General features: G+C 40.3%; 21 protein-coding genes. 4 read left to right on the top strand and 17 right to left on the bottom strand.

Going from position 1 to position 23,299, the window contains the following annotated elements; genetic code table 11:
* Positions 1 to 62 precede the first annotated feature (62 nt).
* Both gyrA and sfsA read right to left on the bottom strand, forming a co-directional pair.
* Entirely contained in the window at positions 63 to 2,537 is a 2,475-nt protein-coding gene (gyrA, locus tag HMPREF3032_RS04025; RefSeq protein ID WP_062402156.1) for a DNA gyrase subunit A, read from the bottom strand.
* Between the two features lie 154 nt (positions 2,538 to 2,691).
* The gene (sfsA, locus tag HMPREF3032_RS04030; protein ID WP_062402159.1) at positions 2,692 to 3,846 is read right to left on the bottom strand and encodes a DNA/RNA nuclease SfsA; all 1,155 of its coding nucleotides are present in this window, start codon (positions 3,844 to 3,846) and stop codon (positions 2,692 to 2,694) included.
* A 567-nt stretch (positions 3,847 to 4,413) separates the two neighbouring features.
* Between sfsA and HMPREF3032_RS04035 the strand changes: the two genes are divergently transcribed.
* The 3 genes from HMPREF3032_RS04035 to HMPREF3032_RS04045 all read left to right on the top strand — a co-directional run bounded on the left by HMPREF3032_RS04035 (position 4,414) and on the right by HMPREF3032_RS04045 (position 6,632).
* Positions 4,414 to 5,601 carry a DUF1858 domain-containing protein gene (locus HMPREF3032_RS04035; protein ID WP_062402162.1) on the top strand — a complete coding sequence of 396 codons (1,188 nt, stop codon included), beginning with the start codon at positions 4,414 to 4,416 and terminating at the stop codon, positions 5,599 to 5,601.
* A gap of 1 nt (position 5,602) precedes the next feature.
* Complete coding sequence (locus tag HMPREF3032_RS04040; protein WP_009353762.1) at positions 5,603 to 6,256, top strand: hypothetical protein; 654 nt, start codon at positions 5,603 to 5,605, stop codon at positions 6,254 to 6,256.
* A gap of 94 nt (positions 6,257 to 6,350) precedes the next feature.
* Positions 6,351 to 6,632, top strand: a complete 282-nt coding sequence (locus tag HMPREF3032_RS04045) for a cupin domain-containing protein (protein WP_009353764.1) — start codon at positions 6,351 to 6,353, stop codon at positions 6,630 to 6,632.
* A 53-nt stretch (positions 6,633 to 6,685) separates the two neighbouring features.
* On the opposite strand, the gene HMPREF3032_RS04050 is transcribed toward HMPREF3032_RS04045, so the two are convergent.
* The 9 genes from HMPREF3032_RS04050 to HMPREF3032_RS04090 all read right to left on the bottom strand — a co-directional run bounded on the left by HMPREF3032_RS04050 (position 6,686) and on the right by HMPREF3032_RS04090 (position 13,535).
* The gene (locus HMPREF3032_RS04050) at positions 6,686 to 7,141 is read right to left on the bottom strand and encodes an OmpH/Skp family outer membrane protein (RefSeq protein ID WP_009353765.1); all 456 of its coding nucleotides are present in this window, start codon (positions 7,139 to 7,141) and stop codon (positions 6,686 to 6,688) included.
* A gap of 152 nt (positions 7,142 to 7,293) precedes the next feature.
* The gene (locus HMPREF3032_RS04055) at positions 7,294 to 7,644 is read right to left on the bottom strand and encodes a GerW family sporulation protein (protein ID WP_009353763.1); all 351 of its coding nucleotides are present in this window, start codon (positions 7,642 to 7,644) and stop codon (positions 7,294 to 7,296) included.
* A 36-nt stretch (positions 7,645 to 7,680) separates the two neighbouring features.
* Positions 7,681 to 8,535 carry a hypothetical protein gene (locus tag HMPREF3032_RS04060; RefSeq protein ID WP_156439337.1) on the bottom strand — a complete coding sequence of 285 codons (855 nt, stop codon included), beginning with the start codon at positions 8,533 to 8,535 and terminating at the stop codon, positions 7,681 to 7,683.
* A 63-nt stretch (positions 8,536 to 8,598) separates the two neighbouring features.
* On the bottom strand, positions 8,599 to 9,177 hold the full coding sequence (locus HMPREF3032_RS04065) for a cob(I)yrinic acid a,c-diamide adenosyltransferase (protein WP_062402168.1): 579 nt from the start codon (positions 9,175 to 9,177) through the stop codon (positions 8,599 to 8,601).
* Positions 9,178 to 9,186: 9 nt separating this feature from the next.
* On the bottom strand, positions 9,187 to 10,137 hold the full coding sequence (locus HMPREF3032_RS04070) for a M23 family metallopeptidase (RefSeq protein WP_009353584.1): 951 nt from the start codon (positions 10,135 to 10,137) through the stop codon (positions 9,187 to 9,189).
* Positions 10,138 to 10,149: 12 nt separating this feature from the next.
* Entirely contained in the window at positions 10,150 to 10,671 is a 522-nt protein-coding gene (locus tag HMPREF3032_RS04075) for a DUF4446 family protein (RefSeq protein WP_009353585.1), read from the bottom strand.
* Positions 10,672 to 10,682: 11 nt separating this feature from the next.
* A complete protein-coding gene (gene hydF / locus HMPREF3032_RS04080; protein WP_062402170.1) occupies positions 10,683 to 11,900 on the bottom strand; it encodes a [FeFe] hydrogenase H-cluster maturation GTPase HydF in 1,218 nt (405 codons plus the stop codon).
* Positions 11,901 to 11,911: 11 nt separating this feature from the next.
* Positions 11,912 to 12,781, bottom strand: a complete 870-nt coding sequence (locus HMPREF3032_RS04085) for a ParB/RepB/Spo0J family partition protein (protein WP_062402186.1) — start codon at positions 12,779 to 12,781, stop codon at positions 11,912 to 11,914.
* Positions 12,771 to 13,535 carry a ParA family protein gene (locus HMPREF3032_RS04090; protein ID WP_062402190.1) on the bottom strand — a complete coding sequence of 255 codons (765 nt, stop codon included), beginning with the start codon at positions 13,533 to 13,535 and terminating at the stop codon, positions 12,771 to 12,773. The genes HMPREF3032_RS04085 and HMPREF3032_RS04090 overlap by 11 nt, the downstream gene beginning before the upstream one ends.
* Before the next feature lie 258 nt (positions 13,536 to 13,793).
* Between HMPREF3032_RS04090 and HMPREF3032_RS04095 the strand changes: the two genes are divergently transcribed.
* The gene (locus HMPREF3032_RS04095) at positions 13,794 to 14,288 is read left to right on the top strand and encodes a hypothetical protein (RefSeq protein WP_062402193.1); all 495 of its coding nucleotides are present in this window, start codon (positions 13,794 to 13,796) and stop codon (positions 14,286 to 14,288) included.
* Between the two features lie 226 nt (positions 14,289 to 14,514).
* On the opposite strand, the gene HMPREF3032_RS04100 is transcribed toward HMPREF3032_RS04095, so the two are convergent.
* The 6 genes from HMPREF3032_RS04100 to HMPREF3032_RS04125 all read right to left on the bottom strand — a co-directional run bounded on the left by HMPREF3032_RS04100 (position 14,515) and on the right by HMPREF3032_RS04125 (position 23,092).
* Complete coding sequence (locus HMPREF3032_RS04100; RefSeq protein ID WP_062402196.1) at positions 14,515 to 16,941, bottom strand: homocysteine S-methyltransferase family protein; 2,427 nt, start codon at positions 16,939 to 16,941, stop codon at positions 14,515 to 14,517.
* A 202-nt stretch (positions 16,942 to 17,143) separates the two neighbouring features.
* Positions 17,144 to 17,839 carry a vitamin B12 dependent-methionine synthase activation domain-containing protein gene (locus HMPREF3032_RS04105; protein ID WP_062402199.1) on the bottom strand — a complete coding sequence of 232 codons (696 nt, stop codon included), beginning with the start codon at positions 17,837 to 17,839 and terminating at the stop codon, positions 17,144 to 17,146.
* A 142-nt stretch (positions 17,840 to 17,981) separates the two neighbouring features.
* Positions 17,982 to 18,695: a 16S rRNA (guanine(527)-N(7))-methyltransferase RsmG gene (gene rsmG, locus HMPREF3032_RS04110; protein WP_062402202.1), complete on the bottom strand. Its 714-nt coding sequence runs from the start codon at positions 18,693 to 18,695 to the stop codon at positions 17,982 to 17,984.
* A 1-nt stretch (position 18,696) separates the two neighbouring features.
* Positions 18,697 to 20,571: a tRNA uridine-5-carboxymethylaminomethyl(34) synthesis enzyme MnmG gene (gene mnmG, locus HMPREF3032_RS04115; protein WP_062402205.1), complete on the bottom strand. Its 1,875-nt coding sequence runs from the start codon at positions 20,569 to 20,571 to the stop codon at positions 18,697 to 18,699.
* Between the two features lie 8 nt (positions 20,572 to 20,579).
* Complete coding sequence (gene mnmE / locus HMPREF3032_RS04120; RefSeq protein WP_062402209.1) at positions 20,580 to 21,965, bottom strand: tRNA uridine-5-carboxymethylaminomethyl(34) synthesis GTPase MnmE; 1,386 nt, start codon at positions 21,963 to 21,965, stop codon at positions 20,580 to 20,582.
* A gap of 521 nt (positions 21,966 to 22,486) precedes the next feature.
* Positions 22,487 to 23,092, bottom strand: coding sequence for a hypothetical protein (locus HMPREF3032_RS04125; protein ID WP_062402291.1), 606 nt, complete (start codon positions 23,090 to 23,092; stop codon positions 22,487 to 22,489).
* Positions 23,093 to 23,299: the final 207 nt, after the last annotated feature.

A 23,299-nucleotide genomic window follows, 5' to 3' on the forward strand; every position in this document is an offset into this window, starting at 1 on the left:
TTGCGGAGGAATGTGTCGTGCTCTTCCCTTCTACTCAATTAAGAATGGCAAGAAAGCCGATATTAAAACAAGCTTTCGTCTTCTTTTAGATCTTCTCCAGAGATAACCGCTACAGAAGCAATTTTATCTCCTTCATCTAAGTTCTGTGTTTTCACGCCAGAAATAGCTTTACTTTTCTTCACCGCAATATCATTTACATCAAAGCGAATGATTTTGCCTTGTTCAGAAATAAGCATCATTTCATCGTTGTCATTCACGATTTCTACGGCCACTACTTCACCAGTTTTTTCCGTGATTTTAAAGTTTTTCGTCCCTTTACCACCACGTTTTTGTACTGTATAGGAGCTTTCCACATTGCGTTTGCCATATCCTTCTTCACTGATAGTAAAGACTTGGCATTCTTCGCCAGTGCCGTGGATGATGCTAGCGCCTACAACTTCGTCACCAGTATTGAGATTAATACCCTTCACACCACGAGCTGCTCGTTTCATTAAACGTACATCAGATTCATGGAAGCGAATAGCCATACCTTTTTTCGTACCTAGCAATACATCTTGGTTACCATAGGTTAATCCTACGGAGATTAACTGATCTCCTTCATCCAATGCCACTGCATTCAAACCACCGCGACGAATATTGCGATACTCATCAATAGCCGTACGTTTTACAACGCCCTGTTTTGTAACCATAAACAGGTTCACATCGCTAGAGATACGCTCTAAGTCGATCATGTTCGTCACTGTTTCCCCTACATTAAGAGGTAATACGTTAATGATGGCTGTACCCCGTGAATTACGACTAGATGCTTCTGGCACTTCGTAGGCTTTTAAACGGTACGCACGACCTGTAGATGTGAAGAATAACAATGTATTATGTGTACGTACATGCATAATTTGTGCTACATAATCATCATCTTTTGTTTTCATTCCCACAACACCTACGCCACCTTTATGTTGGTTGCGATACACATTAGCATTCATGCGTTTAATATAACCTTGACGAGTTAATGTGATAACCATTTCTTCATCAGCAATTAGATCTTCTACATCGAAGTCAGACGTATCAATCGTAATTTCACTACGGCGTTTGTCGCCATATTTTTCTTTCATGGCAATCAATTCTTCTTTGATAATTTCACGTTGACGTTCGTCGGAGGCTAAGATTGCTTTTAAATCTGCAATCAACACTAACAATGCTGCATGTTCTTCTTCGATTTTTTCGCGTTCCAAACCTGTTAAACGAGCTAAACGCATATCTAAGATAGCATTCGCTTGAATTTCTGTAAGGCTGAACTTTTCAATCAAAGCGGCACGAGCAATATCTGTAGTTTGAGAACTACGGATAGTATGAATCACTTCATCAATGTGATCTAAAGCAATCAACAAACCTTCCAATACATGGGCACGAGCTTCTGCCTTCGCCAAGTCGAATTCTGTACGGCGTACGATCACTTCTTGACGGTGCGTTAAGTAATGACCTAGTACTTCTTTCAAAGTCAATACTTTTGGATGGCCTTTCACCAATGCTAGCATAATTACGCCAAATGTATCTTGTAATTGTGTATGTTTATATAATTTATTCAACACAATATCTGGTTGTACGTCTGCACGCAATTCGATGACGATGCGAAGACCACGACGGTCACTTTCATCACGAAGGGCCGTAATGCCGTCCACCATTTTATCACGGCTTAAATCTGCAATGGTTGCAATTAAGCGCGCTTTGTTCACTTGGTACGGAATTTCTGTGACCACGATACGGTGTTTACCTTTCGTCATAGCCTCAATATGAGCTTTCGCACGCATTTTGATGCTACCACGACCTGTGGCATAGGCTTTTTTTATGCCCTCACGGCCAAGGATAGACGCCCCTGTTGGAAAATCTGGACCTTTGATAGCTGTCATCAATTGGTTCACATCTACCTCTGGATCGTCGATAAGCATCACTAGACCATCTACCACTTCCCCTAAGTTGTGGGGCGGAATGTTCGTTGCCATCCCAACGGCAATGCCGGCGGAACCATTGATTAACAAGTTCGGAATCTTTGCAGGAAGCACGGTTGGTTCTTCCAAAGATTCATCATAGTTCGGCATGAAGTCCACTGTTTTCTTCTCTATATCTGCTAGCATTTCTGTAGCAATACGAGACATACGAACTTCTGTATACCGCATAGCCGCTGCGGAGTCGCCGTCAATAGAACCAAAGTTACCATGACCATCTACCAGTGGATATCTTGTATTAAAATCTTGGGCCAAACGCACCGTTGCATCGTACACAGAACTATCACCATGTGGGTGGTATTTACCAAGTACGTCGCCGACGATACGAGCCGATTTTTTGTACGGTTTTGACGGTGTCATGCCTGTTTCATGCATCGCATATAGAATACGACGGTGTACAGGTTTCAACCCATCACGTACATCTGGAAGGGCGCGCATAACGATAACGCTCATGGCGTAATCGATGTAGGAGCTACGCATTTCTTTATCGATTTGGACTGGCACAATCTTGCCATGACTCCAAGCCTTTTCCTCCATTGTATCACCTCATTTTTAAAAACGAATCTATTAACTAAATTATTATACCATTTTATGCACTTTTTTTCTATCTTTTTACACAAAAATTTCAATATGCTCAAATATAAACACTTGTGAACGTATATATTGAATAAATATTCTCACAGATTTGTAGCTACCTGTCCAACATCATTGTATTCAATCGATTCATACGAAATTGCTCTACCACCTCAATCATAAATCGTTCATCATGGATAGGATTCACATCCATTTTGAATAAATGTGAATCACAATGACAATCGCTACAGCCAAAGCCTTTCACCTCGTCTACGCTAATAGCCTTCATCGCCTTCGCCAATTCGCATTCTAAATCACTGGAACTGCGAATCGGTAAAGCTGCTACAACAGTACTAACACTTCGCAAATAATCTAAGTGCCAATGTTTCTTTTTCCGCTTCCGTTTGTGACGTTCAATACGTTTTTCTAAATTGGCTTTCGCTGACCCTACATACACATAATAACCGGGTTCAAAGTACATATCTCCTTTACTTCCAATAGTTAAGGTCACTGGCTCTTCCACCTGCAACACCATGAGGTAATCGCCTCGGTCCTCTGCTTCTATGCGCACAGCCACATCATTGTACAGGCACTCTCGTACCACCGTAGGCCTGTGAAACTCTGAAGTCCACTGTAATGCCATGGCCTTCCAATCTAATTGTGGTGCCACCTCAATAAATGTCTTAGTAAATTCCAAATCCGTGTGAAAGTCTGGGGAAAACCACAGAGCTCGTCCCCATTGCACTAAGAATAAAATACCTGTACGATATCCCTCTTGCTGTAATTCTTGCAAATGTAGTAAGTGCTTTCGACCTCGCTCTGTCACCGCATCAGGAAACATCGCCCCTTGATTGCCAAATAGTGTACAAGATTTTACTTCCAGTAAAAAATGTTCGCCCTTATCATTAGTGAGTAATAAATCAAAGCGGCTATGACCGACTGTGTACTCTCGTCGTACCACTCGCCATTCTTCCCATCCAGGAATCAGTTGTTCCTCGATCATGTACTCTGCCATGTCATTACAATAATTAGTGTCCAACATAATGGGAACACCCTCTCGTTCAATACCGATGACACGATATTGTGTTTTCGCACCTTCTTTTGGATGATGCACCACGTACATCTTCACCCCTACAAAAAGAAGTTCCCACATACGACCTGGATTCGGTAAGTGAGCAGCTATGATTTGTCCCTGTAATTCTAAATGGACCACAAATCGATTAGGTCTCTCTACAAAGGTAGCAGTCTGTACATTTTCATATAATACTTTCATATATATCCTTATCTTTCTTTTCTATCACTTCATATACAATAGTGAATTCCTTATAACACTTATGGGCTTCATAAGGTATTTAGCTAATGTATTTTCAACTAGTTATATATAAATTAAACCACATACTAAGATGCTATAACTAACTTGAATAAAATACTCTATAAATATTTTTTACCAACCATATATACACTATTTGTGGATAATTCTGTGGGTATCTTGTGTATACTCTGTGTGCAACTTCTAAGTATTGCAACTATTATACCGAGCTGTGGATAACTATGTGATTATCTTGTGTATATTCTGTGTGTAATACGTAACTAACTATATTTTACATTTATTTTTCTCTTAACTTAATCACTTTTTGTGGATAATTCTGTGTGTAACTTTAAATTTTCAGTGTATAAGCCGTGTATTATTTGTGAATAAAAACAGTTGCCTCGGCTACATACAAGATTCACTTCTTATAGTATACTAAGAGCATAGGCTTTCGCCTAGTCATATATAATATTTCATAACTTTCACATACATAAAAATTATCAACATTTACTCGATACTAAGGAGATACACATGGCACAAGTGGCAGGCAATTTACAGCGTATCCGTAATGGAAAACGCACCTATGCGATTACCCCTCGCATACCTGGTGGTTTCGTACAACCACAAATGTTACAAAAATTTATCGATGTGGCAAACACATTCCACGCAACTTTAAAGATTACAGGTGCACAACGCATCATGATTACCAACCTAAATGCAGAAGATGTAGACAAAGCATGGGCAATGCTAGGTATGGAACCAGCACACACTGTATCCAATCGTGTGCGTTCTGTAAAAATTTGCCCTGGTACAACATTCTGTAAACGGGCAAAACAAGACAGTGTTCACTTGGGCATGCAATTAGAACGAAAATACATTTCTAAAGAAATGCCGTCCAAAATGAAAATTGGCGTATCTGGCTGTCCTAACTCTTGCTCCGAAGCGATTACCAAAGATATCGGCGTTATCGGCAACGATCAGGGTTGGCAGATCTATGCAGGTGGTAGTGCTGGCGCTCATCCACGCTTAGGCGACTTAATCACAGAAGTAGCTACTGAAGAAGAAGTACTCACTATCATCGATCGCATGATTGCCTACTACAAAGAAAATGCCCAAATCGAGCGTATCGGCCAATTCATTGACCGCATCGGTCTCGACGCATTCCGAGCTGCTGTGTTAGATACAGTGGATTCCCCAACATCTGCTGCTAAAGCATCGGCTGAACCAGTGGTCAAATTACCAGGTCAAGGTAATGCAGGACTTGCAGAAGCTACTGCACCTGCTAACGACAAAGGAGCTACTCCACTTTCACCGGGACAACTCATAACAAAAGATACCATCGTTCGTCATATCGTCGACGTATATCCAGAATTGATTCCTATTTTACAATCCATGGGAATGGGCTGCCTAGGCTGTCCTTCTTCCACAGGGGAACCTCTATGGCAAGCGGCAAATATCCACGGCATGGACATCGATGAATTAGTAGCAAAACTCAATGCAGGTCGTAATGTATCTGAAATTGCTATTACAAAAGATTCCATTATTCGTGATATTATAGATATGTATCCACAAACGGTGCCTGTGTTGCAATCCATCGGTATGGGTTGTCTAGGCTGTCCTTCCTCCACGGGGGAACCATTATGGCAAGCCGCTAGCATTCACGGCATGGATGTGGATGAACTTGTTTCCAAATTAGAAGTCGCACGAAAAGGAGCTTAACATGTCAGCAGTACTGGGACACATTCATTTCTGGTTATACAAAAAAATTCAGCTTATCGCTGAACGCGAACAATTGATTAAAAAAGAGGCACACACTCGCCTCGACGATTTAGCAGATGAGTTATATGCAACCGCTATCGATTTGTATGGAAAACCAATTCCTCCAGATCGCCAGTTGGATCGTATCATCGACCATAATAATATTCATGGTTGGTTACACAACCAATTACAAACATCTTCTGTTCGTGAAGCTACTTTTATCAAAGATTTAACTGATTGTGGTGGCGATGATGGCATTGACGCTGTATTAGAAGCTTTTATCAAACAAGGTGCAATGTGCGGTACAGAAGCGAAAGAAAAACTGACAGCTCAAACAGCACCAGCGATCTACACTGTGATGCAAGACTACTATGTGAACGGTATGCCTTGTGACCCAAGTGATACTGTGATCGAGCAAACCGATACTACCTTTAGTTGGTACGGAAATCACCAAAATCAAATTTCTTATTGGAAAACAGCGGGCGTGAATCCAATTATTATGGCCGCTGCCTTCCAAGCATGGTTCAGTGCCTTCGTCAGTCACGTAGCACCGGACTTTGCGTTCAGCGTGAACCTTGATGGTGATATTCCTGTATATACAATTGCTAAAAGCTAAGTAGCTTATCCTTTTTATATTATATATGGCAGCACATTCGCTGCAGTGATTGACTTTCACCACTGTGAAAGTCCCCAGAATAGGAGGTTCTACTATGGCAGGAACTGTAAAACAAGAACTAGGTTTAATTTTTGATGGCCCAAACTACAAAATCGTGAAAAAAGGCGGCGTCGCTGGTGATCAAGTGGAAAAACACAATCACCCAGAGGCTAACGTTATCTTCACTGTGGTAAAAGGTAAAGTGAACGTATTCCTTAACGAAACAGAATCCCATATCTTAACACCAGGGGAAGTATTGCACTTCGATGGCAACAACTACATCCAAGCTACATTGGTGGAAGATAGCGAGTTCATTGTAAACTTAATTCATAAATAAGCCAATATAAAAATAACCCTCAGACCTTGCGATCTGAGGGTTTTCTTTATATCTTATTTGTTGATACGTGCTACTACATCTGGCGTTAAGTCGATAACTTGGTTACCTTCTTTAACAGCGCCAGCAGATGTTGGATTAGCCACTAATACATCGATATTTTTTTCTTTTGCAATAGCTTGAATTGCTTCTGCTACTTTTTTATCCAATGGAGCTAATACACTTGCTTCTTCTTGATTATATTTTTCTTGGATGCCACGAACACTTTTATCAAAATATGCTTGTTTTTCTGCATCTGTTTTAAAGTTATTTAGTTTCTTGAATTCACCTTCTAATTTAGGACCGTATTCAGCACGTAATTTATCAATTTGCATTTGGATAGCACCAAAGCCATTATAGCCCGTGTAGATAGCTTCTTCGTTAATTACGCCTACATTAGCAGCGTTAGATACTGTGAAAGCACCAACTACAGCTAGTGCACCTAAAGTTGCAATCTTTTTAGTTAAGTTCATGTATAAGCCTCCCTGTGAGAAATATTTTCATCTATTTATCTAGTATAGCAAAGTTATTTCCAATTAGCAAATCACCTTGCCCCCTTACTATACTTTATATATATGAAATCTAAATGAAATATATTCTACACATCCATATGATAAGTTAATTATTATTTATCCTCACTTACATAGACATATTCTTCTTTTTTCAATTTACTGATAATTTCTGGAACCATGCCGATTAAACGATCAAAGCCAGTATATTTAGCAGATCCTTTAATATTGAATAATTCAATGCGTTCCCCTTTGATTACAAGCACAGCTGTTGGCTCAACTTTTGCTCCGCCACCGCCAGCTTTTTGGCATCCCCCTAAACCAAGGGATACATCCACAAATGGTACAATCGTAGTATCCCCTAACTGCACAGGTTCACCCACTACTGTTTCTACACGAATCATTTCTTTAAATTGCTCAAATAAAGGCTCTAAATTGTCTTTTAAGTTTGTAAGTTTAGTATCCATCATGACCTCCTACTATTCTTCAACTTCTGAAAGTTTTTATTTTGCACTTTGCTTACGACGTCGATACTGTACAAATGCTTTTACGCTGTCCAGTAGACACTCTCTAACTGCTTTTTTTACTATAAATAGAGTTCCATAGAAAGCAAATACACCTAACTGCATATGTCCTTTTACTTCTAAACTGCCTGTATAGGCAAATTCCGTATAAGTGAAATTAACCTTTTCCACTTGTTTGGGACACACTGTATAGGCTGTTGCAGTAATGAGACCCATTTCATAAGGTTTAGGAATTCCAAAATCCCCTTCTAATCGGAATACTCTAGGACTAGCATGACTAACACATTGCTTACTAACTATAAACAGTGCTTCATAGAGTTTAGGATTTGATACATGTTTCCACCACCAAAATGTTGGTAAATCTTTTGTATCTTCTTTCTCTTCCGTCGTTTCTTCTTGTGGTGATGTAGAATCTACTGGATCCAAGACATATCCATTCGCATCAAATCGTACAGATGTTACTGGCTCTGGGCCCGTATATCCAGATAATGGATACGGATCTCTTTCTTCTTCCACGTGTTTTGTGTCTACATCATCTTGCTCGTCGTCCGTCGCTAAGGGATCTAGCTCTTCTTTTACCCTACGATTTAACCAATCCTCGTAATCACGGGCAGAGCCGACTTTCATAGACCCTAATACATAAACTTCCTTAAACAAGGAATGGCCTTGCTTATAGGCGAGATGCACCTTTAACACTCGGTACATCCATTCTAATCGGAAGTCAAATTCATAGGGCTTGCGTGAACTTACTTTCAGACTATATGTGATAGGAATACATAGAATGGCTATGATGACAGCTATTACCAATAGCAATAGAATCATCCATAGTGACACGATACCACCTACCTTTCAGTATGTTATACGATGTTAATACTTAAATTATAACATTCTTTACCCTTAATGCTCAATACCAAGACGTGCTTCTACGCCCTGATCATAATAATGACGATATGACTCCATAACAGTGACTAAATCCGCTTCGTCAAGAAGCCATTGTGGGGCACCACGGCCTGTAAATACCACTTCTACATTTGGATTTCGAGCTGCTAGGAGCTCACGCCCCTCTTCTTCTTCAATTAATCCAAAAAACAAAGCCATATTGTATTCATCTAAGATAACAATATCGAAATCTCCTGTTGCCACAGCATGTAAAGCTCTTTCTTGACCTATGTGAATCAAATCCTTGTATTCTTGTGGCGGCTGCCCCTTCGGAAATACAACTACATCATCTCCCCATCGGCGCAACTCTTCATCGCTTTTCATACCTTCGGGAATAATAAAAAAAGGTTTTCCTACGGTTTCTACTGTTATAGGATCTAATTGATCTAATACAGCATGTTCTGAGTACACCTTAGATTTCATAAATTGAAGTAGTAGTACTTTCTTTCCTACTCCTGCAGCACGCACTGCTAGACCGATGGCTGCTGTTGTTTTCCCTTTGCCATCACCTGTATAAACTTGTACATAGGATTTCATAATTGCCTCCTATTGAATGGGCAAAAATAATAATGGATCCGTAGCCACACCATTCACCCTCACTTCGTAGTGAACATGACTACCCGTACTTTTACCAGTACTACCCATAAGTGCAATGGATTGTCCTTTTTTCACAGTCATTCCCGCTTGTACTAAGAGTGCTGAGTTATGCCCATATTTTGTAATAAATCCATTACCATGATCAATTTCTATTAAATTTCCATACCCTCCAGCATAGGCTGCATAAGTTACAGTACCTGCCGCCGTAGCTACTATTGTTGTTCCTGTATCATTAGCAATATCTAACCCCTCGTGGAAGGCACCACCACCATAGACAGGATCTTGTCGCGCCCCAAAGGTAGAACTGATGACGCCTTTAGCAGGCCAGATTGATGGCATGTGGCTATTAGCATCACTAGCATCTCCTTCCATGGCTAGCAAAGATTGTAATTCTCTAATATCTTTGCCTACCCCTTCTCTTAGCACATTATATAAGGTATACATAGATACCATACGACGTTGTGCTTGACGATCTAAGCTAGATATACGTGCAGATAGTTGAGTTGTTGTGAAAGTCTTATTTGAGCTTTTGGGAGAAGGGTCCTCTTTCTCTTCTTTATTTTGGGTGTTTCCATCTGCTTTCTGCAGTGTACCAGACTCTGTGCCTTTGATCATATTTCTAATATTTTGATCTAGCTCATCAAGAGTTTTCATTTTTTTATCCAAGACTTCTACTTTTTGGTCTAATAATCGTAATTGCTCTTTTTGTAATTGATTTTCTTGGCGCAATTGCAACACTTCTACTTGTCGCGCTATCCCCCAGATACCAAATCCCAAAAAGATAACTAAAATGGCAATTAATATAATGGCTATCGTCTTTATTTGTTGTTTTGTAAACTGCAAATTCCAGTCATTACCATCTTGTTTCAGATGTGACTGCAACCACTTAGGTATTTGCATATAACATCCTTTCTATGCTGACACAGAAGAACTTGCTAACACATCTCCATTGCTTCGTTGTCCCATAGCAGATTGCAGGCTAGCTAACTCTTCTTGTGAAAGACTGGCTAAACTTTTACCATTTACAATTGGTTTTGTAAAAATACGCGATTCATTTCGTCCATATACACTAGAGATGACAATACCATTGAAATTTCCATCTAATAACGTTAAGGAAAAGGACAATTCATTGCCAATATTTTCAAAAGCATTATATTTCACAAATCCAATATGCTGAAATGTTTGTGCTTGTGTAGATTGAATCACTTTTTGTTCTGATAAAATGGTTTCCCAAGTACTTGCCATATCTCGTAATTCTTTCACTTCAATAGCAAGACGTCGCTCAATACTTTGTCCATTTTCTCCATCCATAAAATATCGATACCGTTTGGTAAGGCGACTTACTCGTATATGCAAACTGAACGCATGTAATACTAACAGTAACACAATACTTCCTAGTATCCATGGTAACCAAGGTAATAGTTGTTCTAACACAATAATCCTTTCTATTCTAATTCATGTTCAAATGGCTGTATAGCACGTTGCAAGATGCCATGTAAGGAGGCTATCAAAACACCATAATTAACAATTGGCACCCCTTGGACAGTGGCTACATCAATACGTCGTAATACCTCTCGGCGTGTCAACATACACCCCCCACAATGAATGATAACATCATACTTAGATACATCATGAGGAAAATGCCCACCACTGGTCCACTCTAACTGTAAGTCTGTGTAGCCTTTTGCTGTTAGCCATCTTGGAATTTTTACTGTTCCAATATCTTCACATTGTTGGCGGTGTGTACAGCCTTCACTGATCAATACATGTGAACCCGCTCGCAATTGCTCTATAGCATGTACACCTGCCACTAAATCTTTTAATTTTCCTTTAAATCGTGCCATCAAAATAGAAAAGCTTGTTAAAGCTATATCCTTTGGCACAATTTGACTCACCGCCTCAAAGGCTTGGGAATCAGTAATAACCAATTTAGGTGATTTCTGCAATTGCTGCAATGTAGTGGCCAGCTCCTCTACTTGGCACACCATAGCCATACCATGATGATCCAAAATTTCACGAATCATTTGCACTTGTGGCAAAATAATACGACCTTTAGGAGCTGATTCATCAATAGGGCATACTAAAACAAATACATCCTTTTCTTCAATGTAACCACCTAACAAAGATTGTACCTCTTCATCAACTGGTTTTAATTTACTTAATGCCTCTAATAACACCATTCGGCTTGTACTATCACTCACGTCTGCTACTATGACCTGTGATGTATAAGGTTGTAATTCCCCATGGGATTTAATAAAATCAGATCCCTTGCATCCTTTTACTTCGTTAATCACTACTAAGGTAGGAATATGTCTACTTTCTAATTGTTGTAACCACTCTATATCTTCCGGAATTGGCTCAACATCAGTACGCATCATATACACTGCTAGATCCATCGTTGATAATACTTGTTTCGTTTTGTCTACCCGTAACAAACCTAGTTCCGATGTATCATCAATACCCGCTGTATCTACAATCATCACTGGACCCAAGGGCAATAATTCCATCCCTTTAGACACTGGATCTGTCGTAGTCCCCGCAATGGGAGATACCAAGGAAATCTGTTGCTCTGTAAGAGTATTAATCAGAGTAGATTTACCTGCATTGCAACGCCCAAAAAAGCCTATGTGCAAGCGATTCCCTTTAGTTGTTTCTAATACCATAGACTTCCTTTCTATTCACCTTCAATATAGCTAATTAAACGCATTAGTTCTTCTTCACTTTTAAAAGAAACTTCAATAGTACCTTGCACTTTTTTAGTATTCTTTAAGCGAATATCTACAGGAGCACCTAAACTATGTTTGAGTCTCTGCATTAACTTTCGTAACTCCGCCGTTGCTTTTGGTTGTGTAGATGTCAAACGTTTCTTCCCAGATTGTAGTTCTTTCACAAGTTGTTCTATTTGACGAGCATTTAAGCCTTTTTCCTTAATGCGTTCCAGCGCTTGTAGTTGCAAATGTTCTTCAGCTAATGCCAATAAAGGTCTAGCCTGACCCACTGTTAGCGCCCCTACTTCCAATTCCTCTTGTAAAAACTCCGGTAATTGTAATAATCGCACAATATTGGCCACATAGGAACGACTGCGACCTACAATAGTAGCAATTTCTTCTTGTGTTTTTTTGAAGGTATCCATTAAATATTGATACCCAAAAGCTTCTTCGATAGGGTTTAGGTTCTGTCTCTGTAAATTTTCTACTAAAGCAATTTCACTCACTTCTTCTGTGGTATAGTCTCGCACCACCACAGGAATTTTAGTAAGTCCCACCTGCTGGCAGGCACGCCACCGTCTTTCACCAGCTACAATTTCATAATAATCATCTACCTTGCGAACCGCAATAGGCGCAATCAATCCATGAGCCTGAATAGAAGCTACTAAAGTCTCCATATCTTCTTCTGAAAAGCGTTTACGAGGCTGATTGGGATTAGGTTTTATTTTAGTAATATCAATTTCATAGCCACTTTTATGTCCATCTTTAAAAGAACCAGACAATCCAAAAGACCCTAGGCCTTTACCAAGTCCACCTTTTGTTTTTTTAAGCACCACGTTCTATTACCTCCCGCGCTAAAGCACAATATACTTCAGCTCCTTTGGATCGTTTATCATAGATAACAACTGGTAAACCATGGCTAGGAGCCTCTCCTAATTTCACATTTCGTGGTATTGTTGTTGTGTATACAGACTCTCCAAAGTAATTTGTTACTTCTTCTGCCACTTGTACAGCTAGTTTGGTACGTCCATTGTACATAGTAAGAACCACACCTTCTAGTTCTAAATCTTCATTTAATTCTTCTTGTACAAGTTCGATTGTTTTGATTAATTGGCTAACACCTTCTAGAGCATAAAACTCTGTTTGTATAGGAATTAACACGCTATTAGAAGCGGTTAAGGCATTAATGGTTAGCATACCTAAAGATGGTGGGCAGTCTATAAGGATATAATCATAGTCCTCTACGATAGGTGCTATGCACTGTTTCAAAGTATAGCCTTTATCTTCCATAGCTACCAAATCCACCTCAGCCCCAGCTAGATCTATCGTTGTTGGCGCAATTTGCAGAGTATCTATTACTGTAGATTCTATGATATCTGTGATAGATACATCATCTACAAGCATTTCATATACGCCTTGTTCAATGTCTTCTTTATCTATTCCTAATCCACTTGTAGCATTTCCTTGAGGATCTAAATCTAATAAGAGTACTCGTTTTCCCTCTACGGCTAAAGATGCGCTTAAATTTACAGCAGTTGTCGTTTTACCAACGCCACCTTTTTGGTTAGCTACGGCAATAATTCTAGCCATTATTTCACCTCTTTCTTATAGTCTTATCACATTATAACATATATTTTTGTATTTTATATGAAAGCTATGAGTATTTCTCCATCTTTTTATATATTTTTATGTTTCACGTGAAACATTATGACCTCTATCTAATTAATTGTTTCACGTGAAACATTTTCTCTATGAACTCACTATATAGACACTTTTAAACATTGACAAATAGTTTTATATACAGTACGATTTTCATATGATTTATAGTAACTATGAAAGGATAGGCTCATGATGAAACAACTACGTCCTTGGATACTTGTTATCGCCTTTTTATTCTCTCTCTTTTCCACTTCACAATTGCAAGCGATGCATGTAAAAGGAAATGAACTACCAGCAACAGACTTAATAGTAGCAGGCATCCCTGTAGGATCTACTACCGATGCTATTTATAAAAGTTTGGGGGACCCTACTGCTCTTAAACCAAATAGAGTAATTTACGGAGGCATCACCTTCCACGTAAGTAACAAACACTTTCCGGAAACAACAATGACAACTATAGATAACCGAGATGCTGTCACTGCTAGAGGTATCGCTGTCGGAGATAGTATAGCAGACATTTATACAAAATATGGTCAACCTAGTATGGTATATAATAAAGAAGGCGTTCACGTTCTTTTTTATGGCGTATATATGCCAACTTACGATTATAGAAAAGGAATCGAGTTTATTACAAATGGAAATTCTATCATAAGAATTAAAATACTCAGCGGTATTTCTCAGTAATGTTTCACGTGAAACATCCTACAGGTTAATCACAATACACGTGTGATGGAGTCCGTATTCAACGCATATCTACATACAAATAAAAAGGAACATGGCATGATTTTGCCATGTTCCTTTTTATATATTTTTTTATAAAGGATTTTAAGCCATCTAATCCTTCTAGATACCTCATCTCATGGAGTAACTCTTCTGGGAATTCTGCCTACTAAGTGTTATAGTATGCTAACTATTCATCACCTAATAAGCCTTTCACTATATTCACCGCGGAGATACCATCTTTGGCATAGGAGTCAGCCCCGGCTTCATCTGCGTAGGCTTGTGACAATACAGCTCCACCTACCAGTACCTTCGCATCCACTCCTGATTCACGGATGGCTGCGATGGTTTCATTGATCATCGGCATCGTTGTAGTCATCAAAGAGGCAATCCCAATAATCGGGGCATTATGCTCTTTTGCTGCTGCTACAATTTCTTCTGGAGATACATCTTTTCCTAAGTCCACGATTTGGTATCCATTGTTTTCTAACAACGCAGATACTATATTCTTACCTAAATCATGGATATCACCTTTTACCGTAGCTAAGATAATCGTCGCTTTCTTCTCTGCTGTACCTTCTGGCAACACTTCTTTAATCGTTGTGAAAGCCGCTTGCATCGTTTCTGCTGCTAGCATAACTTGTGGCAAGAACGCTTTACCAGAGCCGAACTTTTCACCAACTACTGCCATAGCATCGGATAAACCTCTACGAGTCACCTCTAGTGGATCTAGGCCTTGTGCTAAGGCTTCCTTTACCAATGGCACAACCGCCTCTTTTTCCCCTTGTTCTACGGCATGTTTAATGCATTCAATAGGATCATCACTATGGAAGGCTTCTGCTGTAGCTTTTACCTTTTTCGTCACCACTGCATTTTCATCGTCATCACCATATTCAGCAATAAAATCCGCTGCAGCTGGGTCAAAGCCCATAAATGTGCGGCCTGTAATAAAAGCTTTTCGTACGATTTCATTCATTGGGTTCATGATAGGACAAGTCAAACCACTGCTCAATGCCATCGTTAAGAATTGTGCATTCAAGTACGCCCGTTGTGGCAAGCCAAAGGATATATTAGATAAACCCATCACTGTTGGGAATCCAAAAGTTTCTGCATAGAGTTTTAATGTTTTTAATGTTTCTCTTGCTGCATGTTGGCTACTTGCTAAGGTCAACACCAATGGGTCAAGCAATAAATCATTTGGTCGCAATCCATAGTTGTACGCTTCTAAGACAATTTCTTTTGCTAAAGACACACGCTCTTCTGCCGTTTCTGGTAATTCTTTTTTACCTAATGGCAAGCATAATAACGCTGCACCATAACGTTTTGCTAACGGTAATACCGCTTCCAATTGTTCTGGCTCTGCGTTCACAGAGTTCAACAATGGACGACCTGGGTAAGCTTTCAAACCAGCTTCCATTGCCACTGGATCCAATGTATCGATGGATAAAGGAACCTCCACAAGCATCGTTAATTCTTCGATAGCTCGTTTCATCGTTTCCCCTGGATCAACACCTGTGACACCCATGTTAACATCCAACACGTCTGCCCCAGCTTCTACTTGGGCTAAAGCATCTTTTTTTACCATTAAGAAGCTACCCTTGCGAATTTCTTCTGCTAACACTTTACGGCCTGTTGGATTAATACGTTCCCCAATGATGATCGGTTTTTCTTGCAAACCTACTTTCACTACGCTAGTACGACTTGTGAAAGCCGTAAACGGTTCTACATGTGGTCGTTCTGCCGGTGTATGTGCTCGTGCCGCTTTGGCAATAGATTCAATGTGTTTTGGAGTACTACCACAACAAGCACCTAAATACGTTGCCCCTGCGTCGAGGAAACGAGGTGCATATTCGCCCATCTCTTCTGGTCCTAATGGGAAGATAGTTTCTTTCCCTACGAGTTGTGGCATACCTGCATTCGGCTGAATACTAATTGGCAAGTTCGTTACTGCTGCCATGCGTTCTACCAGAGGCAATAATTGTTCAGGTCCTAAGGAACAGTTAATACCTACGATATCTGCTTCCATAGCATCCATCAAGATAGCTGCTGCTTCTGGTGGTGTGCCTGTAATAGTACGTCCATCTTCGCTGAAAGAGAACTGACAGATAATTTTTACATCCTCTTTTGTTTTTTCTAACTCATCACGAGCATCTTTAGCCCCCAACAAGGCAGCACGCATTTCTTGGATATCGATGATCGTTTCAATAATCAGGTAATCTACCCCTGCATCGATAAGGGCTCTTGCTTGGTCTTTGAAAGTCTCATAAATCTCATCAAATTGAGCCACCCCTAATGGCGCCATAAAACGACCACTAGGACCCATATCACCTGCGATTTTTGCATTCGGATTAATCTTATCACGAGCCGCTTGTGCTACTTTCACGGCAGCACGATTGATTTCATCCATACGATGACCCAATTGGTATTCATCCAGTTTTAACGCTGTTCCACCAAAGGTATTAGTCGTAATAATATCACTACCGTGACGTAAATATTCTGCATGGATATGCTCCACTACGTCCGGATGTTCTACGTTAAATAATTCTGGACAAGCCCCGTCACCAAGACCTGCCGCTTGCAGCATGGTACCCATGCCGCCATCTATAATATATACCATATGTCCCTCACTTATGTATCAGGCACATTGCTCGCCCAAGGCAATATACTTCGTATAACGATGACTATACTCTTCCCCAGTATCAGTACATCACGCTACTTATCTATACATCAATTTATTATTTAAAAAAAGTATAACTATCGTAAGGATATCCCACATAGGATACCTTTTCAGTACTATCTATCACAAACGATACGTTTGTTTAAATGCACGACGTTCTCCCCTTCTCTGGCAACTTACGAGATGCGCACTCTACTTGGCTACAAGATGTGCAACCTCGTTGTGTTTTTGGTCCTTCTTCATCTACTGTTTGACAGCCCACAATAGCCGTTACTGATTTACGTGGAAATAGCATGCTTGTGTCTGTCACCGTCAATCCAATTTCTTCTGTCTTAATAATCTTAGCAAATTCTTGTTGTACTGTGACAGGCCAGTTGCCATAGCCTGGGCTAAAGCGCCATGTCGTTTTAAAACCTTGTTTTTTTGCCTCTCTGTCGATGAGTTCATTTACCTGATCTGCCACTTGTTCTACAGCGGTTGTAGCCGCTGCATCCACAAGAAGACCTAGTGTAGATTTGCCTTCTTTAAATAAAGCAGAACTGCGTTCTTCTACGGCTTCTCCTACTGTGACAGCGAGAACATATACTTTTTTAGCATTCCCTAAATGACGAATGATGCCTGTAGCATCCAGCACCATAGGCGGGTTACTAAGAATTGTATGTGTGTCTGCATCGTAATCATAGCATTGGTACACACCACGAGGTTCTGCCACTAATTGTACTTCTAGGGCAGCTTCTTTCACATACTGCTCTGGAAATCCCTCCGCATGTTTTAATCCGGAGTATCGTTTTATTTCATCTTCATTGAGTTTTGGTAATCGTCCGTTATAGATTGCCATTGTCTCACCTCAATCTTGTATTGCAAATATAAAACATGTGCGAACACAACGTGACCGCACATGTAAAGAGTACTCATTAAGTATATCATAGATATAACTTATAAGCATTTTTCTATATTTTATTATGAGTTATAGTGCATAGCTATAAAGGTTTTATTTTAATCTCTTTTGGTTTTCGAGGGTATTTCTTAGCCGTAGGTTTTACCTTTTTGATATACACAATAGCTCGTTTATCCTCTAAGGTCGGTAACGTCACTTCTTTGACCTCTACAATTTCACCGCCCAAGATGGATACAGCACGTTTACTTTCCTCTAATTCTTCTTGCACGATAGAGCCTTTTAATGCCACCATGTAGCCCCCTACTTTCACATAGGGAAGTCCCCATTCCAATAAGATGGATAAGCGAGCCACCGCACGGCTAGTGAGAAGATCGAAAGATTCCCGGTACTCTTGATGTGCCAAATCTTCTGCACGGCCATGTAAAGTTTGTAATCCTTGTAAGTCTAAGTCCTCAATAACAGCATCTAAAAAGCGGAGTCGCTTTTGTAAGGAATCAAATAAAGTAATCTGCAAGGACGGATCATAGATGCCTAGGGGAACCCCTGGAAAGCCGGCTCCTGTACCTAAATCGATAACCGTTGCACCCTTGGTAAAATACTTAGGGTCATAACAAGATAGAGAGTCTACCACATGTTTTAAAGCAAATTCTTCTGGGTCAGTAATTCCCGTCAAATTCATATGCTCATTGGTGGTCACTACTTGTTCATAAAACCGTTGCAGTTGGTCAATTTGTGTATCTGTGAGATCCAAACCATAAGTGTTGGTGTGGGCTTTCACATAGTCTGAAAATATCATATTAACCTCTTTCACGGTAGTACTGCTCAATTTGCACTAAGAGCACAGAAATGTCCGCAGGGGACACCCCAGAAATACGGCTCGCTTGACCAATGGAATGGGGGCGTACAGCGTTCAATTTTTGAATGGCTTCTAAAGATATACCTTTCATCGCTGTATAATCCCAATCTTGAGGAATGATCTTAGCCTCTAATTTGCGAACCTTTTCTACTTGTTCCATTTGTTTTTTTATATATCCATCGTAAGTAATGGTAATATCGATTTCTTCTTCTACTGGCGCTTCGTAGCGAGGCAATCCGAATGCCTCTGCCACTACTCCATAGGATAGTTCGTTACGTTTCACCAAATCGTACGCCTTGATGCCCGTTTTTATGCGAGGTGTACCAATACAATCTAAGATTTGTTGCGTTTCTTCGCTAGGGTTTACAGGTGTATCCGCTAATAATTGAATGGCTGCTTCAATTTTACCTTGTTTCTCTTTGAAAGCTTTATATCGTTCTTCCTTAACAAGTCCGATTTCATAGCCTTTTTCTGTTAAGCGCATATCTGCATTGTCTTGACGAAGTAACAAGCGATATTCACTGCGGCTCGTCATCATGCGGTACGGTTCTTTCGTTCCTTTCGTTACCAAATCGTCGATAAGCACACCGATGTAGCCTTCGGAACGAGATAAGATAAATGGCTCTTTTCCTTCTAACCATAAGGCTGCATTGATACCTGCTATCAAGCCTTGTGCTGCCGCTTCTTCATAGCCAGATGTACCATTCGCTTGACCTGCAGAATACAAACCTTGGATATGCTTCACTTGTAAAGCAGGTGTCAATTGCAATGGATCTAAGCAATCATACTCGATAGCATAAGCTGGACGCATGATTTCTACATCTTCCAAACCAGGGATAGTTCGTAGGAACGCATATTGCACATCGATTGGTAAGCTTGTGCTCATACCTTGGACGTACATTTCGTTGGTGTGATTGCCTTCTGGTTCCACGAATAATTGATGGCGTTGTTTATCTTCAAAACGAACCACTTTATCTTCGATGGATGGGCAATATCTTGGGCCTGTCCCTTCAATGACGCCCGTGTACATAGGGGCACGATGTAAATTGCCACGAATGATATCATGTGTATTTTGATTCGTGAAAGTCAACCAACATACTTGTTCATTGCGGTCGATCCAATCAGACATAAAGGAGAAGGCTCTATGGTGAGAGTCACCAGGTTGCATTTCCATATTCTCTGTGTGCAAGGTTCGTTTATCGACACGAGCTGGTGTACCTGTTTTGAATCGCATTAACTTAATGCCATGGTTCAATAACGATTGAGACAACAATTCCGCTGTTCGCTGTCCATTAGGACCACCTGTGTACGCCAATTCACCAGTAATAATCTTGCCTTTTAAGTACGTACCCGTACATAAGATGATTGCCTTGGCTTGGTATACTTCTCCTAATTCAGACACAATGCCTTTCACAACACCGTCTTCAATGAGCAATTCATTAACCATGATTTGCTTCACATTGAGGTTCTCCGTGTTTTCTAAAACTTCTTTCATACGGCGTTGGTAGGCTACTTTATCAGATTGGGCCCGTAGGGAATGTACCGCAGGTCCCTTTCCTGTGTTAAGCATGCGCATTTGGATAGCCGTCGCATCCGCATTGATGCCCATTTCACCGCCCAATGCATCTAGTTCGCACACTAGATGGCTTTTACCAGGTCCCCCAATCGCTGGGTTACATGGCATAAGGGCAATGTTATCTAAATTCAATGTGGCCATCAAGGTACGGTGCCCCATGCGAGCTGTGGCTAAAGCAGCCTCACAACCAGCATGACCACCGCCAATGACGATCACATCATACGTATCTACTAAATACATGTATTCTCCTATTTTCCTAAACAGAATCGTTTAAATAATTCATCCACCATGGATTCACGTAAACTTTCACCAGTAATATCACCCAGTAGCTCCCAAGCAGCGCGAATGTCCGTGACGATTAAATCGATAGGCATACCGCTATCTATGGCAAGAATGGATTGGTCCAAGCTAACTTTCGCCTGTTCCATCAAGGTGATGTGGCGCACATTGCTGAGCATCGCCTCATGACTAGCCTGCACAGAACCTCCTTGCACCAAGGATGTAATGACCCTCGCCATCTCATCCATACCTTCCCCTTGGGCCGCGCTGATGGTGACAATCTCTGTGAAAGTCCCCAGTGCCGCAATCTCTTCTTTGCTAACACATTGCGCTTGGTCTGCTTTATTCAAGAAGATAATACTTGGACGATTCGTAATGAGCTGTAGCAACTCTTGCTCTTCCGGATCCAGTGGTTTGGACCCATCAATGACAAGGACTACCACATCTGCTTTATCTAAGTATTGACGTGCTTTTTCAACACCCATACTTTCCACAATATCTTCGGTCTCACGAATCCCTGCGGTATCAATTAAGCGCACAGGAATCCCTTGGATAGTTAAAAATTCTTCAATACTATCACGGGTTGTGCCTGGAATATTCGTCACAATGGCACGATCCTCACGAAGTAAAGCGTTCATCAAACTAGATTTGCCCGCATTAGGACGACCAATAATGGACACCATCACACCATCACGCAATAACTTGCCACGCTGTGCCGTCGCCAATAGATTGTCCATCTTCTCAAGGATGGGAGCTAATCCCGTCCGTACCTCTTGAGCCGATACGTCTTCAATATCTTCTTCTGGATAATCGATAGTTACCTCTAGGTGGGCAATCATAGCGATTAACTCATCTCGCAAGGCGCGAATATACTTGGATAAGGTACCGTCTAATTGATTCACTGCCACTTCCAAAGATTGCTCCGTCTTCGCATCAATAATGTCGATAATGGCTTCCGCTTGGGTTAAATCAATGCGACCATTCAAAAACGCTCGCTTCGTAAACTCCCCTTCTTCTGCCTGACGTACTCCCTCTGAAAGAAGGACTTTCAGTATTTCACGGACTGACACAAAACCGCCATGACATTGAATCTCTACCACATCCTCCGCCGTATAGGAATGAGGACCTTTCATCAACACCACGATGACCTCATCCAAAGTTTTGCCCGTCTTAGGATGGACAATATGACCATAATGAATCGTTCGCGTCTGGCGCTCACCCAGTGGGATAGATTGTTTACTGTGAAAGATACGATTCACAACATCACAAGCCTCAGGACCACTGACTCGGATAATACCAATACCGCCAATCCCTGGAGCCGTCGCAATCGCTGCAATCGTGTCATCTAAAAACATAGTATCTCCTGTCTACATCAATGCCGTTGCTATCACACATAGAGGTAACATATACAACTCATATATAGCATGTATAAGCCTTACTATACATTATGCATATACTATGGTTACACCATACACTGTACGCATCACTATATATTACTATCCGTACTGCTATACATACACAATATATATTGTTAACATACCACTATTCATGTATCAATACGATACATTCTCTATGAAATAACATACCTGACATCGAGTAATACCATTTCATATAAAAAGAAAAGGCCCTTTGGCCTTATATAAATTATATCACGCAACCAAGCTAACATCAATGATAGATAAAAGAACCCCCTCCCCGAAGAACGCCATTACGAGTAGTAGCCTTGTGGCGTTCCTTAACTCCCCGAATCACACAAACATAGAAGCCCGTAACATGCCCCTGAACAAACATAACCACTGTATAGTTTGAGAAGGGGTGTGTTACGGGCTTCCCTTTGCCCTATTCAATTACGAACGCCACAGGCTATATAGCGGAATTAGTTTCTTTTCTTAAACATCCAATAGATGTAATAGATCACTAGTCCATACGTAAGTACATCATATACTTGTAAGAATGGAACCATCGCAGATAAACGTTTAAATCCATGTACGTGAATATTGGCACCAATTAACGCTACTAAATTCAATCTATGAATCCAAACCGCTGCTTTACGAGGCATAGATGTAGCAATACCTTTAAACCAAGGAGTCAGGAATAGAATCCCTACTAAAAAAGCAATAAACATCCCTACAAGAGCTACATATCCGCCCCACCAGCCTAACGGTGTTTTTGCATGTCCAAAATATACATACCAATGAATACCTAGCATTGCCGTTACTACAATACCTACAATACGGTGTACCTTGTACATTTCACCTACATTATAACGTGTAGTAAACCATTTTGGTTTTGTTGTCAAATACGTTAATATCACCCAAGATGAAAATGGAATCAAACCTAAATAAATCTGCCATTTGAATGGAGGTCTATTTTGTAAATAATATCCATACTCAACCATACCAATCAGTGCTAATGATAATAGAGCAATCCATACTAAAATATGGTACTTGCTCTTAAACTGTTTTTGTCCTGAACTTTCCATCGTCACATGACACTCCTTATCCAATAATACCAAAATTAAAAAATTTAATATTGTTAAAGTATAACAATATTAATTCTCACTGTAAAGTAATTCATAGTATAGATTTATCATACTATATAGAACTTTTATACATTCATATTAGATAAAATATATCATATACATATTACTATCCCTGAGGAACGCCATTACGAGTAGTAGCCTTGTGGC

Source organism: Veillonella sp. DNF00869 (assembly GCF_001553345.1).
Lineage (GTDB): Bacteria > Bacillota > Negativicutes > Veillonellales > Veillonellaceae > F0422.

Excerpts from the sequence above, each read along its gene's own strand:
- rsmG (WP_062402202.1), bottom strand. The coding sequence starts at position 18,695 with ATGATATTTTCAGACTATGTGAAAGCCCACACCAACACTTATGGTTTG.
- HMPREF3032_RS04090 (WP_062402190.1), bottom strand. The coding sequence starts at position 13,535 with ATGGCTAGAATTATTGCCGTAGCTAACCAAAAAGGTGGCGTTGGTAAA.
- HMPREF3032_RS04070 (WP_009353584.1), bottom strand. The coding sequence starts at position 10,137 with ATGCAAATACCTAAGTGGTTGCAGTCACATCTGAAACAAGATGGTAAT.
- HMPREF3032_RS04055 (WP_009353763.1), bottom strand. The coding sequence starts at position 7,644 with ATGGATACTAAACTTACAAACTTAAAAGACAATTTAGAGCCTTTATTT.
- mnmE (WP_062402209.1), bottom strand. The coding sequence starts at position 21,965 with ATGTTTTTAGATGACACGATTGCAGCGATTGCGACGGCTCCAGGGATT.
- HMPREF3032_RS04040 (WP_009353762.1), top strand. The coding sequence starts at position 5,603 with ATGTCAGCAGTACTGGGACACATTCATTTCTGGTTATACAAAAAAATT.
- HMPREF3032_RS04125 (WP_062402291.1), bottom strand. The coding sequence starts at position 23,092 with ATGGAAAGTTCAGGACAAAAACAGTTTAAGAGCAAGTACCATATTTTA.
- HMPREF3032_RS04065 (WP_062402168.1), bottom strand. The coding sequence starts at position 9,177 with ATGAAATCCTATGTACAAGTTTATACAGGTGATGGCAAAGGGAAAACA.
- hydF (WP_062402170.1), bottom strand. The coding sequence starts at position 11,900 with ATGGTATTAGAAACAACTAAAGGGAATCGCTTGCACATAGGCTTTTTT.
- HMPREF3032_RS04095 (WP_062402193.1), top strand. The coding sequence starts at position 13,794 with ATGATGAAACAACTACGTCCTTGGATACTTGTTATCGCCTTTTTATTC.
- sfsA (WP_062402159.1), bottom strand. The coding sequence starts at position 3,846 with ATGAAAGTATTATATGAAAATGTACAGACTGCTACCTTTGTAGAGAGA.
- HMPREF3032_RS04035 (WP_062402162.1), top strand. The coding sequence starts at position 4,414 with ATGGCACAAGTGGCAGGCAATTTACAGCGTATCCGTAATGGAAAACGC.
- mnmG (WP_062402205.1), bottom strand. The coding sequence starts at position 20,571 with ATGTATTTAGTAGATACGTATGATGTGATCGTCATTGGCGGTGGTCAT.
- HMPREF3032_RS04100 (WP_062402196.1), bottom strand. The coding sequence starts at position 16,941 with ATGGTATATATTATAGATGGCGGCATGGGTACCATGCTGCAAGCGGCA.
- HMPREF3032_RS04045 (WP_009353764.1), top strand. The coding sequence starts at position 6,351 with ATGGCAGGAACTGTAAAACAAGAACTAGGTTTAATTTTTGATGGCCCA.
- gyrA (WP_062402156.1), bottom strand. The coding sequence starts at position 2,537 with ATGGAGGAAAAGGCTTGGAGTCATGGCAAGATTGTGCCAGTCCAAATC.
- HMPREF3032_RS04105 (WP_062402199.1), bottom strand. The coding sequence starts at position 17,839 with ATGGCAATCTATAACGGACGATTACCAAAACTCAATGAAGATGAAATA.
- HMPREF3032_RS04050 (WP_009353765.1), bottom strand. The coding sequence starts at position 7,141 with ATGAACTTAACTAAAAAGATTGCAACTTTAGGTGCACTAGCTGTAGTT.